This is a genomic window from Falsiroseomonas sp. E2-1-a20 (genome assembly GCF_051433195.1).
Classification (GTDB): Bacteria; Pseudomonadota; Alphaproteobacteria; order Acetobacterales; family Acetobacteraceae; genus Falsiroseomonas.
Map to the genome: position 1 here is coordinate 1 of NZ_JBHMFT010000001.1, position 16,201 is coordinate 16,201.

General features: G+C 69.5%; 14 protein-coding genes, 1 tRNA gene and 1 pseudogene. 5 read left to right on the plus strand and 11 right to left on the minus strand.

Going from position 1 to position 16,201, the window contains the following annotated elements; all coding sequences use genetic code 11:
• Window positions 1–189: 189 nt before the first annotated feature.
• A complete protein-coding gene (locus tag ACFHPP_RS00005; RefSeq protein ID WP_437161215.1) occupies window positions 190–840 on the plus strand; it encodes a DUF1194 domain-containing protein in 651 nt (216 codons plus the stop codon).
• 816 nt (window positions 841–1,656) lie between these two features.
• Here the strand turns inward: ACFHPP_RS00005 and ACFHPP_RS00010 are convergent.
• The 3 genes and pseudogenes from ACFHPP_RS00010 to ACFHPP_RS00020 form a co-directional block, all read right to left on the minus strand.
• Entirely contained in the window at window positions 1,657–3,555 is a 1,899-nt protein-coding gene (locus tag ACFHPP_RS00010) for a site-specific integrase (RefSeq protein WP_437161678.1), read from the minus strand.
• A 15-nt stretch (window positions 3,556–3,570) separates the two neighbouring features.
• Window positions 3,571–3,816 (minus strand): annotated as a pseudogene (locus ACFHPP_RS00015) (hypothetical protein); the annotation flags it as partial.
• A 71-nt stretch (window positions 3,817–3,887) separates the two neighbouring features.
• Window positions 3,888–3,962, minus strand: a tRNA-Gln gene (locus ACFHPP_RS00020).
• A gap of 233 nt (window positions 3,963–4,195) precedes the next feature.
• Between ACFHPP_RS00020 and ACFHPP_RS00025 the strand changes: the two genes are divergently transcribed.
• On the plus strand, window positions 4,196–5,956 hold the full coding sequence (locus ACFHPP_RS00025) for a M10 family metallopeptidase (RefSeq protein ID WP_437161216.1): 1,761 nt from the start codon (window positions 4,196–4,198) through the stop codon (window positions 5,954–5,956).
• A gap of 62 nt (window positions 5,957–6,018) precedes the next feature.
• Here the strand turns inward: ACFHPP_RS00025 and ACFHPP_RS00030 are convergent, their stop codons facing one another.
• The gene (locus ACFHPP_RS00030; RefSeq protein ID WP_437161217.1) at window positions 6,019–6,789 is read right to left on the minus strand and encodes a creatininase family protein; all 771 of its coding nucleotides are present in this window, start codon (window positions 6,787–6,789) and stop codon (window positions 6,019–6,021) included.
• Between the two features lie 78 nt (window positions 6,790–6,867).
• Here ACFHPP_RS00030 and ACFHPP_RS00035 point away from each other — a divergent pair, with 78 nt between their 5' ends.
• Window positions 6,868–8,112 (plus strand): hypothetical protein, encoded by a 1,245-nt coding sequence (locus ACFHPP_RS00035; RefSeq protein ID WP_437161218.1) that lies wholly within the window; start codon window positions 6,868–6,870, stop codon window positions 8,110–8,112.
• 1 nt (window position 8,113) lies between these two features.
• Here ACFHPP_RS00035 and ACFHPP_RS00040 read toward each other — a convergent pair whose 3' ends face one another.
• The 3 genes from ACFHPP_RS00040 to ubiA are packed head-to-tail and all read right to left on the minus strand — an operon-like array spanning window position 8,114 to window position 10,070.
• Window positions 8,114–8,527, minus strand: a complete 414-nt coding sequence (locus ACFHPP_RS00040; RefSeq protein ID WP_437161219.1) for a hypothetical protein — start codon at window positions 8,525–8,527, stop codon at window positions 8,114–8,116.
• Between the two features lie 11 nt (window positions 8,528–8,538).
• Window positions 8,539–9,174 (minus strand): class I SAM-dependent methyltransferase, encoded by a 636-nt coding sequence (locus tag ACFHPP_RS00045; RefSeq protein ID WP_437161220.1) that lies wholly within the window; start codon window positions 9,172–9,174, stop codon window positions 8,539–8,541.
• Window positions 9,171–10,070 carry a 4-hydroxybenzoate octaprenyltransferase gene (gene ubiA, locus ACFHPP_RS00050; protein WP_437161221.1) on the minus strand — a complete coding sequence of 300 codons (900 nt, stop codon included), beginning with the start codon at window positions 10,068–10,070 and terminating at the stop codon, window positions 9,171–9,173. Before ubiA ends, ACFHPP_RS00045 begins: the two co-directional genes overlap by 4 nt.
• Window positions 10,071–10,099: 29 nt before the next feature.
• On the opposite strand from ubiA, the gene ACFHPP_RS00055 reads away from it, so the two are divergent.
• Window positions 10,100–10,819, plus strand: coding sequence for a 16S rRNA (uracil(1498)-N(3))-methyltransferase (locus ACFHPP_RS00055; protein ID WP_437161222.1), 720 nt, complete (start codon window positions 10,100–10,102; stop codon window positions 10,817–10,819).
• A 77-nt stretch (window positions 10,820–10,896) separates the two neighbouring features.
• Window positions 10,897–12,240: a glutamate--cysteine ligase gene (locus ACFHPP_RS00060; RefSeq protein ID WP_437161223.1), complete on the plus strand. Its 1,344-nt coding sequence runs from the start codon at window positions 10,897–10,899 to the stop codon at window positions 12,238–12,240.
• Between the two features lie 189 nt (window positions 12,241–12,429).
• Here the strand turns inward: ACFHPP_RS00060 and ACFHPP_RS00065 are convergent, their stop codons facing one another.
• The 4 genes from ACFHPP_RS00065 to ACFHPP_RS00080 form a co-directional block, all read right to left on the minus strand.
• Window positions 12,430–12,801 carry a GNAT family N-acetyltransferase gene (locus tag ACFHPP_RS00065; RefSeq protein WP_437161224.1) on the minus strand — a complete coding sequence of 124 codons (372 nt, stop codon included), beginning with the start codon at window positions 12,799–12,801 and terminating at the stop codon, window positions 12,430–12,432.
• Window positions 12,802–12,869: 68 nt separating this feature from the next.
• A complete protein-coding gene (locus tag ACFHPP_RS00070) occupies window positions 12,870–14,048 on the minus strand; it encodes a pyridoxal-phosphate-dependent aminotransferase family protein (protein ID WP_437161225.1) in 1,179 nt (392 codons plus the stop codon).
• A gap of 73 nt (window positions 14,049–14,121) precedes the next feature.
• Window positions 14,122–14,787: a potassium channel family protein gene (locus tag ACFHPP_RS00075; RefSeq protein WP_437161226.1), complete on the minus strand. Its 666-nt coding sequence runs from the start codon at window positions 14,785–14,787 to the stop codon at window positions 14,122–14,124.
• Window positions 14,780–16,111 carry a TrkH family potassium uptake protein gene (locus ACFHPP_RS00080; protein WP_437161227.1) on the minus strand — a complete coding sequence of 444 codons (1,332 nt, stop codon included), beginning with the start codon at window positions 16,109–16,111 and terminating at the stop codon, window positions 14,780–14,782. The genes ACFHPP_RS00075 and ACFHPP_RS00080 overlap by 8 nt, the downstream gene beginning before the upstream one ends.
• Window positions 16,112–16,201: the final 90 nt, after the last annotated feature.

A 16,201-nucleotide genomic window follows, 5' to 3' on the forward strand; every position in this document is an offset into this window, starting at 1 on the left:
GTCTCGTGTCTGCTCCGCCTCTCGCTACTCGCGCCGACCATGGGCCTGCTGCCGGTTTCTCGATTACGTGCGATTAGGGCGCTTGAACTCAATGCCGCTCATGTCGGATGCTACGGCAGGCTTGCAGCCTGGGCTCACCGACTGACGCTCGGGCGTGGGCGGCAATTGCCGTGATGCGGGAGATGTCAAATGACACCTGCCACGTGCTTGGCCGCGCTTGTGCTGCTGATCGATACCTCCGGCTCGGTTCCTGATCACCTCTATGCTGCTCAGCGCGACGGCACTGCCCTAGCTTTTGAGACGCCGCAACTGTTTCGAGCCATGGAGCAGGATGGTGGCGTGGCCGTCACGGTTGCTGATTTTTCCGTTAGTACGCTGGTCCGGCTTCGGTGGACGATGATCAGAAACGCTACGGAGGCTGGCCGCTTCGCTGCAGCGTTCCGTACGTTGGAGCGGTCCGGCCGACATGACACAACAGCAATTGGTCGGGCCGTTGCCGACGCACATCGGGAATCTGCCACCGTGCCTTGTCTGCCGCAGTTGAAAGTAATCGATATCTCGACCGATGGTCAGGAGACCATATCTCTCGTCCAAGCGCGGGAGGCGCGCGATGCTGCTGCCGCCGAAGGTATCATCATTAATGCCGTCGCTTTCGGACCTCGATCCGGCGAATTCTCTGCCATCGATTCCGCTAGCCTCCTGACAGAGACGGCGTCATGGTTGCGGGAGAACGTCGCGACTGGCTTCGTTCGGATTGCTGTCGAGGAGGATGGGTTTCTGGAGGCTTTCCGTAACAAGCTGGTGACCGAGGTGACCGCGCTGCATTCGGTTGCTGAGTAGAACCCCTATCCGGTGCGGGTCAGTGCCCCAAGCAACACCTGCATAGTAAGAAATATAAAGGAGCCAAACGTCGCGAAGATGGCCGAGATGCCAGGAGGTCCCGTACTAAGGATTCGCTCTTGAAGTACGGATTTCGGGCAAGTGGGGTTCGAACCGGGGCAAGTGCCCAACGCGCTGAAACCGGCCTTTTGGCTCGGTTTTTGAGCTCCGTACAAAAACGGCCAAGTCAAGAGGTCCGGAGAGAATTGGCCTCCGGAGAGTGATTTTCGGGCGTCTCCGCGTCCGGCCAGTCAACAGGTCTGGCCCGAAAACCCCAGGAAACCTGCCACTCAGCGGGGCTGACGGTCAGGCGGAGAGCATGGCTCGTATGGGAACTGGCGGGGCGGGCGAGATTCGAACCGAAGGTACGCTTTCACTGCGCATGCTGCGACAATGTCGATCGCCAATGGTTTGAAAAGTCCTTTGGGCACGAAGCGGCGAGGCGCCGCAGCCTCATCCGGGAGGAGTTGTTGTTGCCACTGCTCCGCCACCAGGTGGCTGCACATGCTGTGCTGACCTCTGTGCCGACCCCCCTTCGCGCCTTGCGCCGCTTGCGGCCTGTGCGCTCGACAAGCCTCTGATCGGGAACGAATCGCATGGTCATCCCTCTGTGCCGGCTACCTTGCAATACGGTTTGCTAAACCGTAGTGTGTTACGCTGCGAGCTAGATGAACCATGGCGTCGGGGCAGCCGCATCCGATCAATCTAGGACATCTTGAGTCGAAACTACCCTGCCTTCGAAGGTCGTGTCTCTCCAAGGCCGCAGAGGCAGTTCAGCTATTGCGCCAGCCGGCGCTGCGCCTCAATGAGGATGTCGATGTCCAGGCACCGATAGGAGATCGCGTTCACGGCCTCGACCATGTCCGGCAGGTGGACGTCACCAAAGTAGGTGTCGAGGTTCATGTCGTTGCCCGCGCTATGTCCGAGAACACGCTTCACCACGGGCAGCGGGATCTTGGCGCGGACCATCCGACGGTTCGCACCGTGGCGGAGCGAGTGGAAGTCTTGGCCGCGCGCGTACGCACGGACAGCCCTGCGGTATGCGGTCCACCATTGTGTAAAGTCGTGGCCGAAGCGCCCGTCGAGCCCTCCGCGGTCAAGCCCGGGAAACAGCCGTGTCGCACCGTCGCCTCGCATGCGTTTGACATAGTCGGGGAAGCCGAGCCGGATGAGATCCTTGTGAAACGGAAGTTCTCTTCGTCGCGCCGGGTTCTTCACTTGCGCCACCTGCCCGTTGTGGACGGAGCCGATGTTGATGAACTGAATGCCGTCGCGTGTGGCGATGTCGTCGGGCCGTAGTTGGAGCGCCTCCTCTAGGCAGATGCCAGAGAGGAGTGCGAGCAGCGGGGTCCAGTAGTAAACGTCGAGCTTTAAAATGTTGCCCGGCTCGAAGCGACGCCCGTCGCTGTCGCCATACCCGGTGAACACCGGGCCGGTGAAAGTTTTGAGTACGCGATCATCCGTGAGTTCCGTCCGTTTGAAGGCGGGATTTTCCTTCACCTCCTTCTTGGAGAAGCGTACTGCTAGAAGCCCGGTCTTGCCTTCCTCGTTCCGCGGCAGGTGCTTACCGAAGCACGTCTGCAGGGAGGTAAGGTGCTTGTTGATAGTTCCGTAGGACAGTCGGCTGACCTTCGGCGCGTCATCCCCCGTCAACGTCAGGCTGGCATCCTCGTCGCGGACATCCGCGAGTGCGATGGCTGCGGCAAGTGGTAGGTCACGAATTTCCTTCGCCCGCCCGTGCATCGCGGGGACCGTCAGAAGACGCTCGACGAAGGTTTCGGCGACGTCCTCGGTAACTGCGGCGGCTGGCATGTCCCCCATGAGGTCAACGAAGAGCGCGCCTGCGACCTCGCAGTCACTGAGCGCCTTCTTCGTCATTTTCAGCCGCTTGTTGTTCCTCATTGTCTCGATTGCCGCCGCTACTGCAGCCTTGACGTTGGGGCCTGGAGTCGCGGACGGATGCGTGGCCTTGTGATTGGCATGGCCTTCCATTGCTACCGGAAATGCGGTCGCCGGAAGCGCAGGGACCGGCTGCTCCGCCGGCGCAGTGGTGGCATCCATGTCCGCGGGTGCATGGGCCATCGCAGCCTGCGGAACAGCGTTGATGGTGATGTTCCCAATGATGATATTCAGGACCGGGTCGTCGGCCGATATTGCTGTTCCCAGATGTTCGCGCCCGGCTACCTCCAGCCTTGCTTGAGCCATGGCTAGTAGGGCGTGGCGGTTGAAGAGCGGGCCGAGGTGGTCCGGCATGACGATCCCCCGCGCCTTCAGGAATGCATCGCCCGCGGCGGCGCTGACAGCGATCTCGTTGGCCCGGCGGAGCAGGGTGTAGCCGGCGGCGCGGCCCAGGCTCTCCTGAGAGCGGCGGGCGGAGGCGCCCACCATGCTTGGAACCTCAGCCGGCGGCTTCGGGACGGCGTCGAGTGCTGCGCAAGTCTCCCCGGCGAGGTCGGGCGGCAGCATCGCACCCGCATCACCGCCGGTCTGTGCAAGGAGGCGCTCGATGATGCCGGCCGCCATCACGACCTCCCGGGGGAGGTTGGCCGGTGCGGGACCGGAGGGCGGCTCTGCCGCGCGCCGGGCCTGCTCCTCAACGATGATGGTGTTGCGGAAGTCGGCCAGCACGGCGCCGAAGGTGGTGCTGGTCGGCTTCGTGGCGATCGGGATCGTCATGACGAGCCTCTCGAACTCCGCGTCGAGCAGCGCGGCCCGGCGCCGCGCCTCCACCCGATCGCTGGTCCTTAGGGCTAGACGAACCTGAATGTTTTCGCATTCGACGGCGGTGCCTCGCGGAGGCCCCGCGTCCGGCCGGGGAAGGCGCCGCCGCCAGTACCATCGCCCCTCGCGCAGGACGACGTGGATGGCTGGCCCGCGGCGGCGGGGTCGGATCGGCCGGCGTGTGTCCCGCTCATGTGTCCCATCGATGTGTCCCATCTGGGCCTCGTCCCCTCGGAGCGAATCCGACTGACGGAAAACCCTTCAGAAACAACCGCTTACGGGCCGGCTGGTTGGGGCGCCAGGATTCGAACCTGGGAATGGCGGTACCAAAAACCGCTGCCTTACCGCTTGGCGACGCCCCAGCCGGTGGCTCTCGGGTAGCGCAGGGCGCGCCGTCGCACAACCGGTCCCGGGCTCCGATTCACCACGGGTTCATCCGATGGCCCCAGGATGGCGGGGAGTGGCCTGCCGGCGTGGGCCGCCTCACCAGCCCCGCAACATGCGGAGGGCGGGCACCGGGTCTGGCCTCGGTCGCGGAAGCGGCCCCGGTCCGGGACAGCGGGCCCATGCGCCGGTCGGCCCGGAAACTTCAGCCATGTGCTGGCTTTGCAGGTCCCAGGGAGGGGCCACCGACGACGGCGCCTTCGTCGCCACGACGCTGCGCGCGGACCTGCCGCTTTCGACGGCGCCCCGATTCCAGTTCACCTCCTCCGGCCATGCCGGCGTGGATGGCGTGCTGAGCGGCTATGCCTGGTCGATGGACGACCCGCTGAGCTTCGCCTTCCCCGACAGCGGCGGCGACTACGAATCCTGGTACGGCACCAGCGAGCCGACCCGCGGCTTCGGCCAGGTCGCGGCCCCGATGCGCGAGGCGGTGCGCCAGGTCCTGGTTGGCGAGGCCTCGGGCGGAAGTGGCGTGGCCGGTGCCCCGGGCAGCCCCGGGCCGCACGTCACCGGCTTCACCAACCTGTTCATCACCGAGTCGGCGGATGACTGGGCCGCCGACATGCGCTTCGCGAAATCCTCCGCCCCCAGCACCGCCTGGGCCTACTACCCGAACGGGCGGGAGGGCGGCGATGTCTGGTTCGGCAACCGCGCCACCTTCGATGCCCCGAAGCTCGGCAACTATGCCTTCCTGGTCGCGGTGCACGAGATCGGCCACGCGCTGGGCCTGAAGCACCCGCATGAAAGCTGGAACGGCTTCGGGCCGATGCCGCGGGAATGGGACATGCTGGAATTCACCGTCATGTCCTACCGGTCCCATGCCGCGCTCTCCACCACGGGCGGCTACGTCAACGGCACCTTCGACTATCCGCAGGGCTGGATGATGCTGGACATCGCCGCGCTGCAGCACCTGTATGGCGCGGACTACACCATGCAGGCCGGCAACACGGTCTATGCCTGGGATCCCGCGACCGGGGAGACATTGATCGACGGCATCCGCCAGGGCGCGCCGGGCGATGGCACGGGCGGGGCCGGCAACCGCGTGTTCCTCACCGTCTGGGACGGTGGCGGGGTCGATACCTACGATTTGTCCGCCTACGCCGGCGGCGTCGCGGTGGATCTCGCGCCGGGCGCCTGGTCCGTGACCTCCTGGACGCAGTTGGCGCTGCTCGACAGCCGCTCGGGGCTGGAGGTGAAGGCGCGCGGCAATGTCTTCAACGCGCTGCTGCACCAGGACGACACCGCGTCGCTGATCGAGAACGCCGTGGGTGGGGCGGGGGCGGACACGCTGCTGGGCAACGAGGCGATGAACCACCTGTTCGGCGGCGCCGGGCGGGACCTGCTGGAGGGGCGCGCCGGGGACGATGTGCTGGATGGCGGCGGCGGCGCGGACACGATGCGCGGCGGGTCCGGCCACGACCGCTACCTGGTCGACGATCCCGGCGACCTGGTGATCGAACTGAATGGGGAGGGGATGGACACCGTGGTCTCCAGCCTGGCCACCACCACCCTGCCGGATGCGGTGGAGGCGCTGGTGCTGGCGGCGGGCGGCGTCACCGGCCTCGGCAACAACCTGGCCAACATGCTGACCGGCAACGCGGCCGCCAACCGGTTGGAAGGTCGTGGCGGCGCCGATGTGCTGGAAGGCCGCGGCGGCAACGACACGCTGTCCGGCGGTGCCGGGGCGGATACCTTCCTGCTGCGGCCCGGCGACGGCTTCGACCTGGTGGAGGATTTCACCAGCGGCGTGGACAAGTTGGCGCTGCTCGGCTTCGGGCGCAGCGCCGCGCAGGTCCTGGGCCTGGCGGAGGAGGTCGTGGGCGGCCTGCGGCTCGACCTCGGCCATGGCGACGGCGTGCTGCTGGCGGGGCTGGCCCGCCAGCATCTGCTGGTAACCGACCTGATCGCGTAGAGCATTTTCAAGTCCGGCCAACACGCCGGGCGACCCGGAAAATGCGCCAAAACTGCTCCGACTCAGCGCCACAACTCGGCGCGGCCGAATTCCTCGGCCAGGCGCGCCGCGGCGGCTTCCAGCAGGCGCTCGCCCTTCGCGGCGCTGGCCGTGCGCGGGTCGCCGATCACGCCGGTGTCGGTCATCTCGGAAAACGGGCGGCTGCGCTTGAAGCCGGGCGGGGCGGGCCGGGCGAAGCGCTTCGGCACCGCGGCCGCGATCCGGTCCGTGCGCACGCAATCCGGCGCCAGCGCCATCATCATGGAGGTCTCGGCCTCGCAGGCGTGCTGGACGTTGGCCTGGGTCTCCAGGATCGGCGCGAAGGTGTCGGCATTGGCCAGCCAGTAGGTCAGGCCGACCACCGGCACGCCCAGGGCGCGGGTGCATTCGATGGCGGCGCTGGCGATGGCCTCGGTGTTGCCGCCATGGCCGTTGACCAGGGCGATGCGGCGGAAGCCGTGCCGCGCGACGCTGCGGGCGATGCCGCCGACCAGGGCGGAGAAGGTGGCCAGGTCCAGCGTCATGGTGCCGCCGAAGGCCATGTGGTGCTCGGCGAGGCCGGACCAGATGGTGGGGGTCACCAGGGCCGGCGTGCCGGCGGCCACCAGACGGCGCGCGGTGCGTTCGGCGACGCCGCCGGCCAGCACCGTGTCGACTCCGACGGCCAAATGCGGGCCGTGCTGCTCGATGGAAGCGACCGGGATCAGCACCACGGTGTCCGGCGTGGCGCGGGCCTGGATCTCGGCGGCGGTGAGGCGGGCCCAGAGCACTTCGGAGGCGATGTCGAGGGTCATCTGCGCAAAATCCCGTTCCGTTGCGGCCGCAGGGTAGACGACCGGCGCGGAGGCGCCATCCTGCGGATCATGCGCGCCATGCTGATCCTGCTGCTGCTTCTGGCCGGCCTGCCAACTTATGCGCAGGAGGCCGTACATGGAGGTCCGGTGCGCGCCCTGGCGGTGGCGGCCGATGGCACGCTGGCCTCGGCCGGCTTCGACCAGGCGATGATCCTGTGGGAGGCCGGGGGCGGCCGGCCGCGCGCGGTGGTGCGCTGGGATGGCGGTGCCGTGAACGCCCTGGCGGCCCTGCCCGGCGGCGGCTTCGCCAGCAGTGGGGAGGATGGCCGCATCGCGCTGTGGCCGGCCGTGCCGGGGCTTGAGCCGCTGCGGGTGCTGGAGGGGCATGGCGGGCCGGTGGCGGCGCTGGCGGTGCGGGGTGGGCTGCTGGCCTCGGCATCCTGGGACGGCACGGCGCGGGTCTGGGATTTGGGCGGCGGGCCGGTCCGGGTGCTGGAGGGGCACCAGGGCAACGTCAACGCGGTGGTCTTCCGCGGCGACGGATTGCTGGCGAGCGCCGGCTTCGACGGCACGCTACGGCTGTGGCCGGGGCAGGGGGTCTCGCTGACGCTGGCCGAATTCGGCTTGCCGCTGAACGCGCTGGTGGCGCTGCCCGGGGATGTGCTGGCGGTGGGCGGGGCGGATGGGCTGCTGCGACTGGTCGGCCCCGGTGGCGGGGTGCGGGAGGTGCGGGCCGGCGCCCGGCCGATCGTCGCCATCGCCGCGGCGCCGGATGGGCGGCACCTGGCCGTGGCGGGGCTCGGCGGCAGCGTGACGCTGTGGGAGGCGGCGTCGCTGCGCCTGGTCCACACGCTGGAGGGGCCGGGGCTGCCGGTGTGGTCCGTGGCCTATGCCCCGGATGGCGCCAGCCTTTGGACCGGCGGGACGGATCGCCGGGTGCGGCGCTGGGATGCGACGACCGGGCGGCCGATGGGACCCATCGAGACCGAATCGACCGAGGCGCCGCCGGCGGGGCTGCACCCGCAGGGCGCCCGTGTCTTCCGTGCCTGTAGCGCCTGCCATGCGCTGACTCCGGCGGCCGGGCCGATGGCCGGGCCGCACCTGCACGGCTTGTTCGGCCGCCGCATGGGCGCGGTGCCCGGCTATGCCTATTCCGAACGGCTGGCGCGGGGCGACATCACCTGGACGCGGGAGACGGTGGCGGATCTGTTCACCCGCGGGCCGGACGAGGTGACGCCCGGAACCCGCATGCCGATCCAGACCGTCGGCAATGCGGAGGATCTGGGCGCGCTGCTGGATTTCCTGGAAATGGCGACCCGCTGAACTATCGTTTCTCGATCCGCCCCTGGCTGCGGCCCTGCGCATCGTACAGCCGCCGCGTGTCGCCCCGCTGCTCGGCGCGGCCCTGGAGGCGGCCGCCGGCATCATAGTCCCGGCGCGTGCCCTCGCGGGCTTCGCTGCGGCCGGCGGATCGGCCCTGGGTGTCATAGTGCCGCTCGGTGCCGCCGCGCTGCTCGCTGCGGCCGGTGCTGCGGCCTTGCGCGTCGTAGTGGCGGGTGACCCCGCCGCGGGTCTCGGACCGGCCGGTCGCGCGGCCCTGCGCGTCGTAGAAGCGGGTGGTGGTGCCCTGCGTCTCGGCGCGGCCGAGGCTGCGGCCCTGCGCATCATACTGGCGCTGGGTCTGCGCGGCGGCGGGAAGGGCGAGCAGCAGGAGCAGCAGGGGGAGGAGGTGGCGCATGTCCGGGCGCCTCATGGCCGCAGGCGGTGGATGGTGACCACGCGCTCGCTGCGGTCCTCCAGCTCCCGCGTCGTCTGGACGATGTGGCGGGAGAGCAGCTCCATGCCGGCCACCGGCAGGTAGGCGCGGCCCGGATCGGCGATCCAGACCTCGGCGCCGTCGCCGGCCATGCGGCGCAGCCAGGGCAGGATATGGGCGGTCATCGGCGCCTCGTAGCAGACATCGCCGGCGAGGATCAGGTCCCAGCGGCAGGGGCTGCCGACGACGTCGCCCTCCGGCGTCTCGACCGCGACGCCGTTCAGTGCGGCGTTCAGGCGGGTGGCGGCCAGCGCGAGCGGGTCGATCTCCGCGGCCTCGACCCGCGCCGCGCCGGCCAGCGCGGCGGCGATGGCGCCGATGCCGCAGCCGGCCGCGAAATCCAGCACGCGCCGGCCGGCGGCCAGGGCGGGCGCGTCCAGGATGGTGCGGGCCAGGGCCTGGCCGCCGGGCCAGGCGAAGGCCCAGAAGGGCGGCTCGATGCCGGTCTCGGCCAGCCAGGCCTCCGTGGCCTGCCAGATCGGCGTGATTTCGGTGGCCAGGTACAGGGCGATTTCCGGCACCAGGGATGGGCGGGCGATGGCGGTGTGGGCGCGGATGAAGTCGATCACAGGTGGCCGGCCAGGAAGGCCAGGGCGATGGCGAAGCCGACCTCCCGGTTCGACTTGAACAGCATCAGGCAACGGGCGGGGTCGTGGATGTCCAGCGTCCGCACCTGCCAGGCCAGCATCGCCGCCGGCAGCAGCAGCGCCGCCAGGAAGGGCCAGGACAGGCCGGCGAGCCATCCGGCGAGCACCAGCAACGCGATGGTGCCGGCGTAGCAAGCGACCAGGAACGGCTTCGTCCGCTCGCCAAGCGTCAGCGCGCTGCTGCGGATACCCACCTCGGCGTCATCGCCGCGGTCCTGATGCGCGTAGATCGTGTCATACCCGAAAATCCAGAAGAAGCCGGCGGCCCACAGCGCCATGGCTACCGCATCCAGCCCGCCGGTCGCCGCCGCATATCCGGTGGGCGCCGCCCAGGAGAACACCAGCCCGAGCACCGCCTGTGGCCAATCCGTCACCCGCTTGGCCAGCGGATACAGCGCGATGAGCAGCAGCGACCCAAGCCCGACATAAATTGCCGCAAGCGGCAGTTGCACCAGCACCAGCAGCCCGACCAGGCACAGCGCCGCCAGGAAGACCAGCGCCCGGAATGGCGTCACGGTGCCCGCGGCCAGCGGCCGGTCCCGGGTGCGTTCCACCTGGCGGTCCAGGTCGCGGTCCCACAGGTCGTTCACCACGCAGCCGGCGGCGCGCATGGCGAAGGCGCCGATGGTGAACAGCGCCGCCAGCCGCAGCCCCTCGGCCCAGCCGGGAGCGGCGATGGCGAAGGCCCAGAAGCCGGGCAGCAGCAGAAGCCAGGCGCCGATCGGCCGGTCGAACCGCCCGAGCAACGCATAGGGCCGCCAGCCCGGGGGCAGCCTGGCCACCCAGCCCTGGGCGCGGATATCGGTCCAGCCGGTCATGGCCCTATACCTGTCCGCGGAGGTTCTTCATGTCCATCCCCCGCCTGTTCATCGAAGCGCCGCTTGCGGAGGGCCTGGTGGTGGAGGCCGCGCCGGGTCAGGCACACCACATCGGTACCGTTCTGCGACGCGGTCCGGGCGACGCGGTGCTGCTGTTCAATCCGCGTGACGGCGAATGGGACGCGACGATCGAGGCCATCCGCAAGGACCGTGCCCGATTCGCCCTCGGCGCGCGGGTTCGCCCGCCGGCGGCGGAGCCGGAGGTCCGGCTGCTGGTGGCGGCGCTGAAGCGGGAGGCGATGGACTGGCTGGTGGAGAAGGCGGCGGAGCTCGGCGCCACCCTGATCCAGCCGGTGCTGACGCAGCGCAGCGTCGCCGACCGCGCCAATGTCGCCCGGCTGTCCGCCATCGCCCGCGGCGCCGCCGAGCAATGCGAGCGGCTTGCGGTGCCGGTGGTGGCGGAGGCCGTGCCGCTGCACCGGGTGCTGGATGCCTGGGACGGCGTGAAGCTTGTGGTGGCGATGGAGCGCAGCCTCGCCGCGCCGCCGCGCGCCTTGGACCTGCCGGCGGGTGCGCCGCTGGCCCTGCTGGTCGGGCCGGAAGGCGGCTTCACGGCGGCGGAGCTTGACGACCTGCGCCGGCGGCCCTTTGTAGTGCCGGCCGCGCTCGGGCCCCGGATCCTCCGGGCCGAGACCGCGGCCGTGGCCGGCCTCGCGGCGCTGCAGGCGCTGCGAGGGGATTGGGCCTGAACGGCAGGGGCGCAGGCCACTGCATGCAAAGCCGGGGCATCCGCCTCGGCCGGATGCCAGGAAGAGAACGCGAATCGATGTCGAATCCTGGCGAGGCCGATCTCACGCCCATCACCTCCGCGCGCCAGCTCGCGGAGTGGTTCGCGGCCGGCAGCAAGCCGAAATCGGATTGGCGGATCGGCACGGAGCACGAGAAGTTCGGTTTCGCCCGGCACGGCTTCGCGCCGCCGCCCTACGAGCCCGGCGGCATCAAGGCAATGCTGGAGGGGCTTCAGCCGAAGGGCTGGGAGCCGATCCTGGATTCGGGCAACGTCATCGGCCTGAAGCGCGATGGCGGCTCCGTCAGCCTGGAGCCTGGCGGGCAGTTCGAGCTTTCGGGTGCGCCGATGCGCGACCTGCACGAGACGCGGGTGGAACTCGGCGACCACCTGCGGGAGGTGCATGAGGTCGCAGGCTCGCTCGGCCTGGGCTTCGCGCCGCTCGGCTTCCACCCGCTGGCGAAGCGGGAGGACATGCCGTGGATGCCGAAGGGGCGCTACGCCATCATGCGGCGCTACATGCCGATGGTGGGCGGCATGGGCCTCGACATGATGCTGCGCACCTGCACGGTGCAGGTGAACCTCGATTTCGGCGACGAGGCCGACATGGTGGAGAAGCTGCGGGTCTCGCTGGCGCTGCAGCCGCTGGCGACCGCGCTGTTCGCGAACTCGCCCTTCCTGGAGGGCAAGCCCTCCGGCCTGCTGACGCTGCGCGGCCGGGTCTGGACGGATACCGACCCGGACCGCACGGGCATCCCGCCGGTGGCCTTCGAGGCGGGCTTCGGTTTCGAGATGTTTGCCAAGTTCGTCCTCGACGTGCCGATGTACTTCATCATGCGGGAGGGGAAGTACATCGACGCGGCTGGCGTCCCGTTCCGCGCCTTCCTGGAAGGGCGGGCGGAGAAGCTGGCCGGCCATGAGCCCACCATGGGCGACTGGGCGGACCACGTGACCACGGTGTTCACCGATGTGCGCCTGAAGCGGTTCCTGGAAATGCGCGGCGCCGATGCCGGCAGCCCCGCCATGCTCCAGGCCAAGCCGGCCTTCTGGACCGGCCTTCTCTATGATGACGCGGCCCAGAAGGCCGCCGCCGCGCTGATCCAGGGCTGGACGGTGGAGGAGATGCGGGCGCTGCGCAACGCCGTGCCGGCCCAGGCGCTGGCCGCGACGATCCGCGGCCGAAGCCTGCGCGATGTGGCGCGGGATGCGGTGGAGATCTCGCGCCAGGGCCTCAAGGCACGCGGGCTGGGCGAGGAGGTCTACCTGGCGCCGCTGGAGGAGATCGCCGCCAGCGGGATCACCCAGGCGGAACGCTGGCTGCAACGGCATGCGACCGCCTGGGGCGGCGACGTATCGCGCATCTTTGCCGAGGCCGAGGCCTGACAAGAAACGGCAAAGCCCTCTCCCCCTTCTGCTGGGGGAGAGGGTTGGGTGAGGGGGGGGTTCGCCCGTCGCTGCGGTTGGCCGGTTGGCGAAGATCGTTCGCTGGCCGTGGATTTGGCGGCGCTACCTCGAAGGCCCCCTCACCCAACCCTCTCCCCCCAAACGGGGGGAGAGGGCTAATCTCGTCCGTCACTCCAGGCGCTTCGCCATGTAGACCCGGTGGCGGCCCTTCTCCTGCCGCCGTTCCGTCTCGGCATAGCCCAGGTGGGCGTACAGCGTGATGTTGGCTGCCATCAGCGCGTTGGTCAGCAGGCGTGTCTCGGCGAAGCCGCGGCGGCGCGCCTCCTCCTCGGCGAAGGCCATCAAGTCACGGCCGAGACCCTGGCCCTTCAGCGCCGGTTCTACCGCGACGTTGTCGATCCACAGATGGCCGGGGCCATCCACCAGCACGATCAGGCCGGCCAGGGCATTGTCCTGGTGCAGGCAGAAAACCTGCCCCGCCTCGCAGCGCGCGGCGTAATTGTCGTCCATCGGCAGCGGGCGGGCGCCGGTCAGCGGCAACCAGGCCGCGTAGGCGCGCTCGACCAGCGCGGCCAGCGCCGGCGCCTCCGCCAGGGTGGCGCGCCGGATCAGGCCGCGGTCTCCGCCAGGTAGGCCATCGCGGCATCCACCCCGCCCGGCGCATGCGGCACGCCCTGGAGGCGCAGGCCGATCTCGGTGGCACCAAGGGTCCCCAGCAGCATCGGCTCGTTGAGGTCCCCAAGGTGGCCAATTCGAAAAACCTTACCGTTCAGGCGGCTGAGGCCGGTGCCGAGTGCCACGTTCATGGTGCCGACGCGCTTGCGCAGCGCCTCCGCGTCATGGCCCTCGGGCAGCAGGATCGAGGTGACGGAGTCCGAGACCCGCTCCGGCGACAGGCAGAACAGTTGCGGCCCGTTGTTGCCGGCCCAGTGGCGGACGCAGCGCCGGGTCGCCTCGGCCAGGCGGGCATGGCGGGCCAGGACGTTGTCCAGACCCTCCTCCTGCTCGATCAGGCGCAGCGCCTCCCGCAGCCCGTAGAACAGCGCGATCGGCACGGTGCCGATGAAGCTGCGGTGGCGGCGGGTCAGCATGGTGGTCCAGTTGAAGTAGTGCTTCGGGAAGGTCGAGGCCTTGTGCGCCGCCATCGCCTTCTCGGAGACGCCGGAGAAGGAGAAGCCGACCGGCAGCATCAGCCCCTTCTGGCTGCCGCCCACCGCGGCATCGATGCCCCATTCGTCGAAGCGGAAATCGATGGAGCCGAGGGAGGAGATGATGTCGGCCAGCAGCAGCGCCGGGTGCTTCGCCTCATCGAGAAGGCCACGGATGCGCGCCAGGTCCAGCGTCATGCCGGTGGAGGTCTCGTTGTGCACGGCGCAGACCGCCTTGATGGCGTGCCCGCCATCGGCGGCCAGCGCCGCGCGCAGGTCGGCGTAGTCCAGGCCGCGGCGCCAATCGGCGGCCAGCGTCTGGACCGTGATGCCGAGGTCGGTCGCCATGCGGCCCCAGGCTTCGGAGAAGTGCCCGGTCTCGATCACCAGGATGCGGTCGCCGGGCGACAGCAGATTGACCAGCGTGGCTTCCCAGGCGGCGTGGCCGGAGCCGGTGTACATGAACAGGTGTTGTTCGGTCCGCAGCACCCGCTTCAGCCCGGACAGGCAGCCATCGTAGATTTCCAGGAAATCCGGGCCGTTGAAGTCCACCGTATGGTGGCTCACGGTCTGCATGATGCTGTCCGGGATGTTGGTGGGCCCGGGATTGGCGAAGAAGTGCCGGCCGCGCGGTGTCATGTTTCCTGCCCCTCGGGCCACCATGACCCCCGCACCCTTTGTTCCCCCAATCAGGCAAAAAGGGAAGCCGGGCTCAGGTCATGCCGGCGAAGGCCTCGACCAGCTTGGTGGGGCCGGAGACGATCAGGATGTCGCCCTGCGCGATGGCGGTCTCGGGCCTGGCATAGGTGAAGTCCGTCCGCGGCCGCTTCACGCCGACGACGGTGACGCCGTATTTGCTGCGCAGAGCGCTTTCGGCCAGCGTCCGGCCCAGCGCCTCCCGCGGCGCCCGGGTCTTGGCGATGGCGAAGCCGTCGTCGAATTCGATGAAGTCGATCATCCGGCCGGTCACCAAATGTGCCACGCGTTCCCCCATCGCGGCCTCGGGATAGACCACGTGGTGGGCGCCGGTGCGTTCCAGGATGCGGCCATGCTTCGGGCCGAGCGCCTTGGCCCAGATATCCGGCACGCCGAGTTCGCTGAGCGCCAGAACGGTCAGCACGCTGGCTTCCAGATCCGTGCCGATGCCGACCACCGCGCGGCCGAATTCGGCCACGCCGAGCCGGCGCAGCGTGTCGCTGTTGGTGGTGTCCGCCTGCACCACATGGGTCAGCCGGTCCGACCAGGACTGCACCAGCTCCGCATTCTCGTCGATCGCGAGCACGTCGTGCCCGAGCCGCACCAGTGATTCGGCCACCGCGCCGCCGAAGCGGCCGAGGCCGATCACCACCACCCCGTTCTCATGTGACTGGTCAGCCAACGATCGGGCGCTCCTCTGGATAGCGGTAGGGGTTCTGGCGGCGGCTCAGCGCCAGGGCGGTGGCGACGGTGATGGTGCCGACCCGGCCGACGAACATCAGGAACACCACCAGCGCCTGCGCCGAAGGCGGCAGGTCCGGGGTCACGCCGGTGGATAGCCCCACCGTGGCGAAGGCGGAGATGGTCTCGAACAGCGCGTCGCGCAGCGGCATTCCGGTCAACGTGACCATGACCAGGGTCGCGGTGCCGACCATGCCGACCGCGAGCAGCGCGATGGTGACCGCCTGGCGCTGCGCCGTGGGGCAGACACGGCGGCCGAAGGCAATGGAATCGCGCTCGCCCCGCACCTCAGCCCACATGATCAGGCCGAGGATCATGAAGGTGCCGACCTTGATGCCGCCGGCGGTGCCGGCACTGCCGCCGCCGATCAGCATCAGGCCATAGGTGATGGCCAGCGTCTCCGTCTCCATCCGGCCGACATCGACGACGTTGAAGCCGCCGGAGCGCGCCATGACGGAATGGAAGGCTGCCCCCAGCAGCCGCCCGGCCGGCGGCAGCGCACCGAGCGTGTCGGCGTTCGACCATTCATAGGCGAGCGTCGCCAGCATCCCGGCCGGCAGCAGCAGCGCCGTGCCGAACAGCGTCAGCTTGGTGTGCAGGGACCAGCGCCCGGCCCGCCATGGCTCCCGCCGCAGATCATGCAGCACCGGCATGCCGATGCCGCCCAGAACCACGCCGAACATGACCGGCAGCAGGATCACCGGGTCCAGCGCGAAGCCCATCAGGCTGTCGGAATAGGTGGCGAAGCCGGCATTGTTGAAGGCGGAGACGGATTGGAAGACGCCGTGCCAGATCGCCTCCGGCCAGGGCTCGCCGTAGGTCACGTGCAGGCGCAGCGCCAGGATGACGGCGATCGTCGCCTCCACCACGATCGTCACCAGCAGAACCAGGCGCAGGATGGCGGTGATGTCGCCCAGCGCCAGCCCGCGGGTCTCGGCCTGGGCCACCAGGCGGGTGGACAGGCGCAGGCGGCGGCTGACCAGCGCGCCCAGCAGGGTCGCGCCGCTCATGATGCCGAAGCCGCCGACCTGGAACAGCACCAGGATCACCGCCTGGCCGAAGCCCGACCAGTAGGTGGCGGTGTCCACCACGATCAGCCCGGTGACGCAGATGGCGGAGGTGGCGGTGAACAGGGCGGTGAGGAACGGCGCGCCACCCGGCCCGGCGCGCGAGATCGGCAGCGCCAGCAGCGCGGTGCCCGCCAGGATGGCCAGGAAGAAGGCGAGGGGTACCAGACGGGCGGGATGCTTGAGCGGCTTCAGCAAGGGGGCCTCGATGCCGTGCCGCCCCGCGTTAGCCGGTGCCGCGCCGCAACGGAAGGGCCGCGGGCTTCGGCCGGCGCCGAAGCCGCGGCG